This window comes from Candidatus Palauibacter irciniicola (genome assembly GCF_965208695.1).
Taxonomy (GTDB): domain Bacteria; phylum Gemmatimonadota; class Gemmatimonadetes; order Palauibacterales; family Palauibacteraceae; genus Palauibacter; species Palauibacter irciniicola.
Genome location: NZ_OZ242352.1, coordinates 2,811,525 through 2,822,991 on the forward strand (window position 1 = coordinate 2,811,525; position 11,467 = coordinate 2,822,991).

Below are 11,467 nucleotides of genomic sequence, written 5' to 3' on the forward strand. Positions count from 1 at the left end.
GGTTGGCGCCCCGGCCCGTCAAGGTTGTTTCGTCAGGAGCTGGCGTCGTCGGAGACGGCGCGCGTGTCGCCGTCGTCGTGCGTTCCGAAGCGCTCGAACCAGCTGCGCAGGAAGAGTTGCGTGCGCAGGAAGTTCGACGGCGTGCTGCTCGTGCCGTGCCACTCGTTGCGGAAGCGGATCATCGCCGTCGGCACCCGCTCCATCTTGAGCGCCTGGTAGTACTCCTCCGTCTGCGGCATCGGCGTCCGCAGATCCATCTCTCCCGTCATGAGCATGGTCGGCGTCGTCACGTTGCCCACGTACATGAGCGGCGAGCGGCGCAGGTGCTCCGAGGGATCGTCCCACGGGAAGTGCTCGAAGTTGCGGTACCAGCCGGGCCCGTCCGTCGTTCCCACAAACGAGAGCCAGTTCGTGACCGGGCAGTTCGCCGAGGCGGCCCGGAAGCGGTCCGTGTGGCCGACGACCCAGGACGTCAGGACGCCGCCGCCGGAGCAGCCGTACACGAACATGTTGTCCTCGTCGATGTAGCCGCGGTCCACGACCTCGTCGACGCCCGCCATCAGATCGTCGAAGTCCTTCGACGGATAGGCGTTCTTGATCGCGTTCCCGAAGTCCGTCCCGTACCCGGAGCTGCCGCGCGGGTTGGTGTAGACGACGACGTAGCCGTTCGCGGCGTGCTCCTGCCAGCCGAAGTTGAACCCGGTGTTGTACATCCCGTGCGGTCCGCCGTGGATCGACAGGATGAGCGGGTACTTCTTCGACGGGTCGAAGTCGGGCGGCTTCACGATCCAGCCCTGGATGTCCCAGTCATCGACCGACTTGTACCAGATCTCCTCGACCTCGCCCAGCGTGACCCCGGCCAGCACGTCGTCGTTCACGTGCGTGAGCTGCATGAGGTTGCCGCCGTCGTCGAGATCGAAGGAGACGACGTCGCCGGGACCGTGCGGCTCGGTCAGCGTGCCCATCGCCTTCCCGTCCTCCGTGAAGGAGCTGAGGCTCAGGAGGTGGTTGCCGCTCGTGACCTGGGTCACGCCCCCGTCCACGGACGCGAAGTGCAGGTTGCGCGTGCCCTCGCGGTTCACGTTGAAGTAGACGCCGCTCCCGTCCGGCGCCCACATGAGCTGCGGGCTCCCCCGCATGCCGCGGTCGAAGTCGCCGGAGATCTGACGGATGCCCGAGCCATCCGGGTTCATCACGTAGAGGTGGGAGTTGCGGTACGTGTCGTCGTTCCAGTCCTGCCCCGCGTAGGCGATGAGGCTGCCGTCGGGCGAGGGATAGGCGCCGCCGTCCGGGCCGTGCCGCGTCGTGAGCTGCCGGATCGCGCCCGAGGCGACGTCCACCGCGTAGATCTCGGACTCGCGCCAGTTGTACTCGGAGTCCTCCTCACGCAGCGAGGAGAAGTAGATCTCGCTCCCGTCGGGGCTCCACTGCGGGTTGCCGTGGTTCCACGTGCCGTCGGTGAGCTGGCGCGGCGTGCCGCCGTCGGCCGGCACCACGAAGATGTGCGAGTGGCCCTGGTCGACGTACCCGCGCCGGTCCTGACGGTAGTCCATGCGCGTGACGATCTTCGGGCCCTCCGTCCAGCTGGCCCCATCCGGCCGGCTCGGCAGGTCGATCGGCCAGCTCTCCGCGTCCTCCACCAACATGGTGAAGGCGATATGGGTCCCGTCCGGGGACCAGCGCAGGCTGCCGGGCGAGTGCTCCAGCCGCGTGATCTGGGTCGTCGCGCCCTCCGCGTCCATCCAGCGGACCCAGATCTGCGAGCCTTCCGGGTCGCCCGACGCCGTGTAGGCGATGCGCGTGCCGTCCGGAGACCAGATGGCGCCCGACCCGTCGATCAGCTCCCGCTTGCGGGTGCCGTCGGCGTTCATGATGTAGAGCGTGGACTCCCACCGGTCGTTCATCTGGTCGATCCAGCCGCGCGTGTACACGACGTGCTGGCCATCGGGGGAGATCTGGGGATTCGAGACCCGTTCCCAGTCCATGTACATGTCGAGGGAGAGGGTTCTCATCCCGTCGCCGTTCTGGGCCGAGACCGGCGCCAGGCCGACGAAGAGGAGAAGAAGCAGGCTCGCGGAAGCGAAGCGGGCGGCGCGATACATGGATACCTCCTGCCGAAAGCGGAATAAGCGCAGACTTGAAACGTACGCCGGACAACGGGCCTCGCGAAACTCCCGCGCTGCGCCGGAAAGGACCGGGCGCTGGCGTGTCCGCCGGGGACCGACGCAGCTTGGAAGCAGCCTGGCGCAGCTTGGAAGCGGCTTGGACGCTGCGTGCGTGAATTCCGTTGGACGAAACTCCGGGAGAGAACCTCATGAATCGGCGAACCCTTTTCTTCGCGGGTCCGGCCCTCGCGGCGGGCCTGGCGCTGGCGGCGCCTCAGGCCGCGGACGGGCAGCAGTTCGGCGGCGCGCTGGCCGTGAGCGGCGACCAGGTGCTGGTCGGCGAAGCGGGCAACGGCACGATGTCCGGCATCGTATGGGTCTACGGCCGGACGGCCTCGGGCTGGGCGGAGACGGGGCAGGTGACGGTGTCCGACCAGGTGCGGGTGCCGGACGGGTTCGGCCGGGCGATCGCCACGCAGGGAGACTGGCTGTGGGCGGGCGCACCGCTCGAAGCGGACGGGGCCGGCGCGGTCTACCTGTTCCGGTCCGACGGGGCGGGCGGCTGGGAGCGGGCGGCACGGCTCGAGGCGCCGGAGGGCGCGCGGGCGTTCGGGAGCGCCATCGCGCTCGCCGAGGGCGTCGCGATCGTGTCGTCCCCCGCGGCGGATGACGGACGGGGGGCGGTGTTCTCGTATACGCTGGGCCCCGACGGGTCCGCGTCCGCGGGCATGGCGTTGCGGCGGGCGGAGGGCGTGGCCACCGAGGGGTTCGGCGCGGCGCTGGCCCTCGACGGCGAAACGCTGCTCGTCGGCACGAGGGAGTCCGGCGACGCGGCGCCCGTCGTGTTCGCCTTCGCCCGCGGCGGGTCGGGGTCGTGGACGGCGACCGGGACGCTCGAAGCGCCGGCGCTCCAGGAGCGCAGCGGATTCGGGACCTCGCTCGCCGTGCGAGACGGCTTCGCGCTGGTGGGCGCCCCGACCCTCCGGGAGAGCGGCGGGGCCGTCTTCGCCTTCTCGCGGGGCGCCGAGGGCTGGGCCATGGAGGCGCGCCTCGGCCCGCTCCTGCCCGAACCCAACGCGCAGTTCGGGTCCTCCCTCGGCTTCGACGGCGGCGACATCCTCATCGGAGCTGCGGGCAGCGGCATGGGCGCCGGCACCCTGTACGCCTACCGGCGCGATGCCGAAGGGCAGTGGCGCGAGGCTTCCATCCTTCTGCGCTCTCCGCTCGGCGAGCGCTCCGGTTTCGCCGGCGCGGCCGCACAATCCGGCGGCCACCTCGTCGTCGGCGCGACGGGGATGGATTCCGGCGCCGGCGCCGCCGTCGTCTACGAACGGTCCGCCGCCGGCTCCTGGGAGGAGGGCGGCACGCTCGTCAACGACTACCGCGGCTTCCCCGCCCTCGCCGGCGAGGAGATCGAGTGCACCGAGGGCCAGGCGGATGTCTTCGAGTGCCGGGACGTGAACATCACCGCCTTCATGCCGATCAAGGATCTCGGCGGCACCCGCGCCACGCGCGTCAACGACATCTGGGGCTGGACCGACCCGGAGACGGGGCGCGAAATCGCGATCGTCGGGCGTACGGACGGCACCTCGTTCGTCGACGTCAGCGACCCGTACCACCCCCGCTTCCTCGGCGACCTGCCCGCCACGGAGGGCTCGCGGCACATGATCTGGCGCGACATCAAGGTGTATCGCGACCACGCCTACATCGTCGCGGACGCGGCGCTGGAGCACGGCGTGCAGGTGTTCGACCTGCGGCAACTGCGCGACGTGGGCGCGGAACCCGTGACGTTCGAGGAGACGTTCCTCTACGACGGGATCCACTCCGCCCACAACATCGTCATCAACGAGGAGACCGGCTTCGCGTACGCGGTCGGGAACAGCGGCGGAGGCGAGACCTGCGGCGGCGGCCTCCACATGATCGATCTCGAGGATCCGGCCCAACCCGTCTTCGCGGGCTGCTTCGCGCAGGAGGGGACGGGACGCCGGGGCACGGGCTACGTGCACGACGCCCAGTGCGTCACCTACCGCGGCCCGGACGCCGAGCACGTGGGCAAGGAGATCTGCCTCGGCTCGAACGAGACGGCGTTCAACATCGCGGATGTGAGCGACAAGGACGCGCCCGTCGGCCTCGCCACGATCGACTATCCGAACGTCGCCTACGCGCACCAGGGCTGGCTGACCGACGACCACCGCTACTTCTACATGAACGACGAGGGAGACGAGCCCCAGGGTCTCGTGGAGGGGACGCGCACGCTGGTGTGGGACGTGACGGACCTCGACGATCCGATCCTCGTCACCGAGTACATCGCGGAGACGACCGCCACCGACCACAACCTCTACATCGTCGGCGACATCATGTACCAGTCGAACTATTCGGCCGGATTCCGCGTGCTCGACATCTCGGACCCGGAGAACCCGGTCGAGATCGGCTTCTTCGACACCTCGCCCTACCAGGGCGGCGCGTCGTGGAGCAACTACCCCTACTTCGCGAGCGGCACGATCGCGGTGACGGGGACCGGAGACGGGCTCTTCCTGCTCAAGAACATGGCGAGACCGCGCCTCGTGCCGTGAGCGACGCGGCGCGGCCCGCCGACCCGAACCCCGAGGGCCCCATCGTCCTCTTCGACGGCGTCTGCAACCTGTGTGCGGGCGCCGTCCGTTTCATCATCCGCCGGGACCGCCGCGGCCGCTTCCGCTTCGCCGCGCTCCAGTCCGACGCGGGACGCCGGATCCTCGCGGCGACGGGGGTCGAGACACCCGGACCCGGCGAGCCGCTACCGGAAGCTGAAGAACCGCCCGCATCCCTGATTCTCGTGGCGGACGGACGCACCCACGCGCGAAGCGGCGCGGCGCTTCGCATCGCGGCGGGGCTCGACGCGGGGTGGCCGCTGCTCGCGGTCTTCCTGGTCGTCCCCGCCCCGCTGCGCGACTGGGCCTACCGCTTCGTAGCCCGGAACCGCTACCGCTGGTTCGGGAAGGAGACGGCCTGCGAACTGCCCCGGAACGAAGAGAGCTGGCGGTTTATCGACACCGCCGGGCCTGTACCCTGACCTCTACGGGGCGCCGCGTTCGTGGACGACGCGGCCGCCGACGATCGTGTACAGCGCCTCCGCCTCGAGCAGCCGCGCGGGATCGTTCCGGCCGGCCTCGATCAGGTCCACGTCGAACACGGCGATGTCCGCGAGCTTGCCGGGCGTGAGCGTGCCCTTGATGTCCTCCTCGAACGAGGCCCAGGCCGGGTTCCGGGTGTAGGCCTCGATCGCCTCCTCGATCGTGAGCCGCTGCTCCGGGAACCAGCCCTCGGCGGGCTCGCCGCTGAGCGTCTGCCGGCTCACCGCCGCGTACAGCCCGTACCTCGGATGGAGGAAGTAGCGGGCCGCGTTCGTCCCGGGACTGTCGCTCCCGAACACGAGCACCGCCCCCGCGTCCTTGAGAGAGCGGAACGCGTACGCGCCGCGGGATCGCCCGCCGATCCTCTCCTCCATCCACCGCATGTCGTCCGAGATGTGGTACGGGTTCACCTCCGCCACGAGGTTGAGTTCGCCGAAACGGTGGAAATCCGCCTCCTCCACCACCTGGGCGTGGATCATCCGCCACCGGTGATCCGCTTCGATCATGTCCTGCTCGCTCAACACCGCCTCGAACAGGTCGAGCAGGATCTTCACCGCCTTGTCGCCGATGGCGTGGATGTGGGGCGGGAGTCCCGTGGGCACCGCCTCCTCCATGAGCCGCTGGAGGTTCCCCTCCGGGAACTCGGCGTAGTTCTGGCCGCGTGTCAGGGAGAGGGCGAGGCCATCGATGCCCTCGGGAAGCATGATCTGGCGCACGATCCCGAAGTTGCCCGGCGCGTGGTCGTACTGCTCGTAGAACATCGCGCTGGAGCCGCCCATGATCCCGTCGACCCAGGCCTTGTAGCCGATGAAGCGGAGCCAGTCGTCGCCGAAGCCGCGGGTGATCCCGAGCCCGCCGGTGTGGGTCACGTTGTCGAGCGATGGACGGATGTTGATGCGGGCGGTCAGCTCGCCGCGGGCGTGCAGTTCCTGGTAGGCGCGGAACTGCTCGGAGGAGGTGATGTCCTGGATCGTGGTGACGCCGCCCTCGCGGGCCTCCTGGAGCACGGCGCGGACCTCGGTGAGGCGCTGCTCGAACGACTTGGGCGTGATGGCGGCCCGGACGAGGTCGACGGCGGAGCCCGTGAGGATGCCCGTGACCCGGCCGTCCTCGTCCTTCGCGATCATGCCGCCGGGTGGCGACGGCGTGGCGTCCGTGATGCCCGCCATGTCGAGCGCGAGGCTGTTCGCGAGGTACACGAAACGGTCGAAGCGGTTCACGAGGACGGGGTGATTCGGGGTCACGTCGTCGATGAGGTCGCGGTGCGGCGTGAACGGCCCGCCGGCACTCCCGGCGCCGCCCTCCGCGTCGCCGCCCTCCCCTTCGCGGCCGGTCGATCCCACCTCCCACTCCTCGTAGGCGCCCCAGTCGCCGCGCGTGATCCAACTGCCGGGCGCCAGGCGCTCGGCCGCGCGCGCGATCTCCTCGCGGAAGCCGTCCGGTTCGTGCACCTCGAGCAGGTTCACGCCCACGATCAGGGCCCCGGTGCTCTCGACGTGCACGTGGCCGTCGTTGAAGCCGGGCGATACGAAAGCGCCGTCCAGATCGATGACGCGCGTGTCCGGTCCCACGAGCGCCTCCGCCTCCGCGTTCGACCCGACGACGGCGATACGCTCGCCGCGGACCGCGATCGCCTCGGCGGCGGGCCGCGCCTCGTCGAGCGTGTACACATCTCCGTTCAGGAGGACGAGATCCGCCGGCTCGTCCGGACTGCTCCCTCCGCAGGCCGCCGTCAGCGCGACGGCCGCGATCACCCATTTCTTCATCGTTGTCCTCGAACTCTCTCCCAGACGAGGGTGCCCACGGCGCCTCCGCCGCGCGCGGGGTCCGGTTCGGTGCTCAGGATCAGCCGGTCCGGCCCGTCGAAGGTGAACGAGCGTGGCCGGTCCGAGCCGACCCAGCTCGGCAGCAGCGCGCCCTCCACGTGGTGCGTGACGACACCCGCCTCCATGTCGACGCTGTAGTCTCCGTAGTAGGAGAAGAAGCCGCCCAGGATCGCGTCGCGCATCTCCTGGCCGGTGGCCTCCGCGGCATCGGGGAGTTCCCGCCCCACCTGCATCAGCTGCGCGGACATGCGGCCGTCGGCCGTGTAGGCGATCTGGCCGGCGGGATTCCCGTCGTAGGGAAGCGTCACCTCGCCCGCGGCGGAGCGGCTCTCCCACGAGGCGAGCGACCACGCCCCGACGAAGGGGTTGTCCGCTTCGGCGGCGGGCTCCGGGGCACAGCCCGCGGCGAAGGCCAGGGTCAGCGCGCAGCAGACGCGGCGCACTCGGGGATGGGTCGCAGACATTCGCACCTCCGCTTCGCTGGGCCGCGCGCGTCTTCAGCGGTCTGGCGGCCCGTGGCTGCCAGGGACGATAGGTCCAATCCCGGCGCCTTTCCACTGCGGCTTTTTCCCGCACCGGTTTTTCCCACGTTCCCGCGGGAACGTCTGGAGCTTCGCCCGCACACGGATCGCCGACCCTCTCGGCAGGGCGCGATGTCCGGTGTACCTTCCGGGTCCGGCCCGAAGGCACGGGCGTGAAGCGGTGGTCCCTGAACGGGGGAACACGACACTAGTGTCCGATCGCGAACCGATGGCCGACGACGGATTGAATCCGGAGGACTTCACCCTCCCGTCGCTCCGGCCGCGCGATCTGTTCGCTCACTTCGGCCCCGGGCTGATCCTCATGATGACGGGGATCGGAACGAGCCACGTCGTGACCGCGCCCACCGCCGGGGGCCGGTTCGCCTACGCCCTCCTCTGGTGCCTGCCCGTCGCCTACGTGTTCAAGTACTACGGGTTCGAGATGGCCTTCCGGTTCACGAACGCCACCGGGAAGAGCCTCCTCGAGGCGTATGCCACGGCACGCTGGAAGTGGCCGCTCTGGTACGTGATGGCGACGACGCTCATCCAGTGCGCGATCGGCCAGGCGGGGCGTCTGATCGCGGCGGCCGCCGTGCTCTACTACCTGTTCAGCGAATACCTGGGTCTTCCCGTCCCGCTCGAAGCGTACGCGGCGCTGCTCGGCGTGCTCTCCGTCGCCATCATCCTCCGGGGCAGCTACAAGGCCGTCGAGAACACGACGAAGGCGCTCGCGGGCGTCCTCGTCCTCTCGTCGGTCGCCGTCTACATCGTCCAGCCGGCGCCGCTCGCCGAGATGGGGAACTTCTTCCTCTTCGAGATCCCGGACGGGTCGTGGCTCGTGATCGCGGGCTTCCTCGGCCTCCTGCCGACCGGCATCGACGTCTCGCTGCAGGCGTCGGAGTGGGGGAAGGCGAAGCGCGCGGGCATGAGCAAGGTCCGGCCCCACCTCGAGGCGACCGGCGTCGCGCCCCGCTTCGATCCCTTCACCTCGCCCGCCTCCGACCTCGCGGTCGACACCGCGCGGCTCTCCCCGCACGCGCGGGAGTACTGCCGGCGCTGGTTCCGGATCGGACTCTGGGACTTCCGGACCGGCCACGTCGTCTCCTTCGTGCTCGCGGCGATCTTCGTCCTCCTCGCCGCGGTGTGGCTCTATCCGAGTCCGATCGAGGGACGCGCCGTCATGGGAGAGATCGCGGGCATCTTCACGCTCAGCGTGGGGCCGGGGATGATGATGATCTTCATGCTCGGCGCGCTCGCGGCCACGTATTCCACCGCCTTCAACTACTTCGACGGATGGCCCCGCATCGTCGGCGCCTGCTGCCGGAACCTCTTCCGCACGACGGCGCGCCTGAACGGGATATCGCCCGAGGATCGGGCGGATCCCGAACGGCGGCGGACCTGGAACTCCGAGTACAACATCTACCGGATGACGATGTTCTACTCGCTCATCGCCTCGGTCCTCTACATCACGTTCGACCCGCGCCCCGTATTCCTCGTGCTCGTGGCCTCGGCGCTCGCCTTCTTCGTCGCGCCCGTGATCTACTTCTTCAACCTCTATTTCTGCCTGAAGGTGATCCCGAAGGAGGACGACCTCTTCTACCCGTCGTGGTTCGCCCGATGGTTCGGAGGGTTGAGCCTGCTGATCTTCACCGGCCTGTGCGGCATTCTGATTTTCGCGCGCGTGTTCAGGATTCCCCTGTTCGGCGCGTAGTCCGACGCCAGCTCAACGCGCGCAGGTCAACTCTCGGGCTCGGGCCGCCCGGCCCGCCGTTCATCATCCACCGCCCGTGACATGCCTGTCGCGACGAGTCCGGCGGGCACGGCCACGATCCCCATCCCGCAGATCAATATGATGAAGGTGAAGATTCTGCCGCCCACGGTGACCGGGTAGGCGTCCCCGTACCCCACAGTCGTCAGTGTCACGACCGCCCACCACAGACTGTGGAACACCGACTCGAACTTTTCGGGCTGGGCCTCGTGTTCGAAGTGATGGATGCCGAGAGCCGCGATATACAGCAGCACCAGCGTGGCGAAGAGAAACACCAGCGCTTCGTTCCGCGCGTACTTCACCGCGGTCGCCAGCCTCGTGACGGCCGTGCTGTATCGCGCCATCTCGAAGAGCCGGAATACACGGAGCAACCGCAGTCCGCGAACCGCCCGCAGGTCGATTCCGACAGACAGGAGCGAGAGGTAGAACGGAAGAAACGCGACGAGGTCGACGATGCCGTAGAAGCTGCGGACGTAGGACCATTTGTGCTCGGCCGCGACAATCCGCAGGACGTATTCGATCGTAAAGAGAACGACGATCACGATTTCACAGACGGCGAGCGCGGCCCTCCACGCGGGGGGCAACTGGTGGAGGGTGGAGAGCGACATCGCCACGAGGGAGACGATGATGAGGAAGAAGACACACTTGTCGAACCAGCGGCCGGACCCGGTGTCCGAGCCCTCCACGATGTCGCGTATGGTCATCGGCAGCTCTTCCGCTATCCGCGCAATCGCTGCACGAACCACCAGTAGTGCCCCTCGAGGTCCCGGGTCTCGTAGCTCCGGTCGGACCAGTAGTCCTCGCCGTAGTCCTGGGTGGCCGGCTCGGTCGTGATCGCGGCGCCGGCCGCGCGCGCCCGCTCGCAGTGCGCGTCCGCGTCGTCCACGTAGACCATGAGCGACTGCGTGTTCGCGCCATCCGCGGCCCGCGGGGAGCGGGGGTAGGTCCGGCCCGGCGTGAGCCCGGCCTGTCCGACCATGATGAGGCCGCCGTTCAGCGAGAGCTGGGAATGGACGACCTGCCCCTGTTCGTTCTCGATCCTCTCCCGCACCTCGAACCCGAACGCGTCCGCCAGCCAGTCGATCGCGGCCCCGGCGTCGTCGTAGAACACGGCGGGAGTGATCCGCGGCCAGCCGTCCGGTGGGTTCTTCATACGGGATAGGCGCCGGCGACGCGGGCGCGCTGGCGGACGAGGGCGAGGACCACGTCGATCGTGGGGGTGGGGACGTCGACCATCCGCCCCATCTCCTGGACGGCCGTGACGAGGGCGTCGATCTCCATCGGACGGCCCTTGTCGAGATCCTGCAGCATCGACGTGCGGTGCGCGCCCACGGCCTCGATGCCGTTGATCCGCCGCTCGATGTCGATCGAGAAGCGGGCGCCCAGGGCTTCGGCGACCGCCTGTCCCTCGAGCATCATCGTCTTCGCGACGGCGCGCGTGTCCGGGTCCCGGGCGATGGTGTCCACCGTCTCCTGCGTGAGGGCGCTGATCGGATTGAAGGCGACGTTTCCCCACAGCTTCACCCACATCTCGTTCCGGATCCCCCGAACCGGGGCCCTGAACCCGGCGTCGATCAACGCGCGCGCCAGCCGCCGCACGCGCTCGGTCTTCTCGCCGCCGGGCTCGCCGAGCGTGAACCGGTTGTACTTCAGGTGGCGGATGACGCCGGGTTCGGACACCTCGGTGGCCGCGTACACGACGCAGCCGATCACGCGCTCCGGGCCGATCCCGTCCCACTGCACCCCGCCGGGGTCGAGGCTTTCGAGGCGACGGTCCCGCCACGGTCCGTCGAGCCGGTAGAAGTACCACCACGGGAGGCCGTTCGTCGCCGTGACGACCGCCGTGTCGGGCCCGAGCAGGGGCTGCATCGGCTCCACGATCCAGGGGACGGAATGCGCCTTGAGGGTGATGATCACGTAGTCCTGAGGCCCCACCTCCGCCGGGTCGTCCGTGCAACGGGGGTGGGCGACGCGCTCCTCGCCGTCGATCAGGAGGCGGACGCCGTGCTCCTGCATCGCCTTCAGGTGGGGGCCGCGCGCGATGAGCGTGACGTCCCGCCCCGCGAGCGCGAGTTGCGCGCCGAGGTATCCCCCGATCGCGCCTGCCCCGTAGATGCAGATCCGCATCAGAGGG

Annotated in this window: 9 protein-coding genes; 3 read left to right on the plus strand and 6 right to left on the minus strand. The window is 69.3% G+C overall.

Annotated features, from left to right (window positions below; genetic code table 11):
• Nucleotides 1–32: 32 nt before the first annotated feature.
• Complete coding sequence (locus ACOGI9_RS12165; RefSeq protein ID WP_419857384.1) at nt 33–2,102, minus strand: S9 family peptidase; 2,070 nt, start codon at nt 2,100–2,102, stop codon at nt 33–35.
• A gap of 212 nt (nt 2,103–2,314) precedes the next feature.
• On the opposite strand from ACOGI9_RS12165, the gene ACOGI9_RS12170 reads away from it, so the two are divergent.
• Both ACOGI9_RS12170 and ACOGI9_RS12175 read left to right on the plus strand, forming a co-directional pair.
• Complete coding sequence (locus tag ACOGI9_RS12170; protein WP_419857385.1) at nt 2,315–4,678, plus strand: choice-of-anchor B family protein; 2,364 nt, start codon at nt 2,315–2,317, stop codon at nt 4,676–4,678.
• Nucleotides 4,675–5,157, plus strand: a complete 483-nt coding sequence (locus ACOGI9_RS12175; protein ID WP_419857386.1) for a thiol-disulfide oxidoreductase DCC family protein — start codon at nt 4,675–4,677, stop codon at nt 5,155–5,157. Before ACOGI9_RS12170 ends, ACOGI9_RS12175 begins: the two co-directional genes overlap by 4 nt.
• A gap of 3 nt (nt 5,158–5,160) precedes the next feature.
• On the opposite strand, the gene ACOGI9_RS12180 is transcribed toward ACOGI9_RS12175, so the two are convergent.
• Both ACOGI9_RS12180 and ACOGI9_RS12185 read right to left on the minus strand, forming a co-directional pair.
• Complete coding sequence (locus tag ACOGI9_RS12180) at nt 5,161–6,984, minus strand: amidohydrolase (protein ID WP_419857387.1); 1,824 nt, start codon at nt 6,982–6,984, stop codon at nt 5,161–5,163.
• A complete protein-coding gene (locus ACOGI9_RS12185; RefSeq protein WP_419857388.1) occupies nt 6,981–7,508 on the minus strand; it encodes a lipocalin-like domain-containing protein in 528 nt (175 codons plus the stop codon). Before ACOGI9_RS12185 ends, ACOGI9_RS12180 begins: the two co-directional genes overlap by 4 nt.
• Before the next feature lie 286 nt (nt 7,509–7,794).
• On the opposite strand from ACOGI9_RS12185, the gene ACOGI9_RS12190 reads away from it, so the two are divergent.
• Nucleotides 7,795–9,276 (plus strand): Nramp family divalent metal transporter, encoded by a 1,482-nt coding sequence (locus ACOGI9_RS12190; protein ID WP_419857389.1) that lies wholly within the window; start codon nt 7,795–7,797, stop codon nt 9,274–9,276.
• Nucleotides 9,277–9,302: 26 nt separating this feature from the next.
• Here ACOGI9_RS12190 and ACOGI9_RS12195 read toward each other — a convergent pair whose 3' ends face one another.
• Genes ACOGI9_RS12195 through ACOGI9_RS12205 form a run of 3 tightly spaced genes read right to left on the minus strand, consistent with a single transcriptional unit; the run spans nt 9,303 to nt 11,460 of the window.
• Entirely contained in the window at nt 9,303–10,037 is a 735-nt protein-coding gene (locus ACOGI9_RS12195) for an ion transporter (protein WP_419857390.1), read from the minus strand.
• A gap of 14 nt (nt 10,038–10,051) precedes the next feature.
• The gene (locus tag ACOGI9_RS12200) at nt 10,052–10,486 is read right to left on the minus strand and encodes a VOC family protein (protein ID WP_419857391.1); all 435 of its coding nucleotides are present in this window, start codon (nt 10,484–10,486) and stop codon (nt 10,052–10,054) included.
• Nucleotides 10,483–11,460, minus strand: coding sequence for a 2-dehydropantoate 2-reductase (locus ACOGI9_RS12205; RefSeq protein WP_419857392.1), 978 nt, complete (start codon nt 11,458–11,460; stop codon nt 10,483–10,485). Before ACOGI9_RS12205 ends, ACOGI9_RS12200 begins: the two co-directional genes overlap by 4 nt.
• Between the last annotated feature and the right edge of the window lie 7 nt (nt 11,461–11,467).

Bases quoted from the DNA above. Each gene is read 5' to 3' on its own strand.
- ACOGI9_RS12200 (WP_419857391.1), bottom strand. From the start codon at position 10,486: ATGAAGAACCCACCGGACGGCTGGCCGCGGATCACTCCCGCCGTGTTC.
- ACOGI9_RS12180 (WP_419857387.1), bottom strand. From the start codon at position 6,984: ATGAAGAAATGGGTGATCGCGGCCGTCGCGCTGACGGCGGCCTGCGGA.
- ACOGI9_RS12170 (WP_419857385.1), top strand. From the start codon at position 2,315: ATGAATCGGCGAACCCTTTTCTTCGCGGGTCCGGCCCTCGCGGCGGGC.
- ACOGI9_RS12205 (WP_419857392.1), bottom strand. From the start codon at position 11,460: ATGCGGATCTGCATCTACGGGGCAGGCGCGATCGGGGGATACCTCGGC.
- ACOGI9_RS12185 (WP_419857388.1), bottom strand. From the start codon at position 7,508: ATGTCTGCGACCCATCCCCGAGTGCGCCGCGTCTGCTGCGCGCTGACC.
- ACOGI9_RS12165 (WP_419857384.1), bottom strand. From the start codon at position 2,102: ATGTATCGCGCCGCCCGCTTCGCTTCCGCGAGCCTGCTTCTTCTCCTC.
- ACOGI9_RS12195 (WP_419857390.1), bottom strand. From the start codon at position 10,037: ATGACCATACGCGACATCGTGGAGGGCTCGGACACCGGGTCCGGCCGC.
- ACOGI9_RS12190 (WP_419857389.1), top strand. From the start codon at position 7,795: ATGGCCGACGACGGATTGAATCCGGAGGACTTCACCCTCCCGTCGCTC.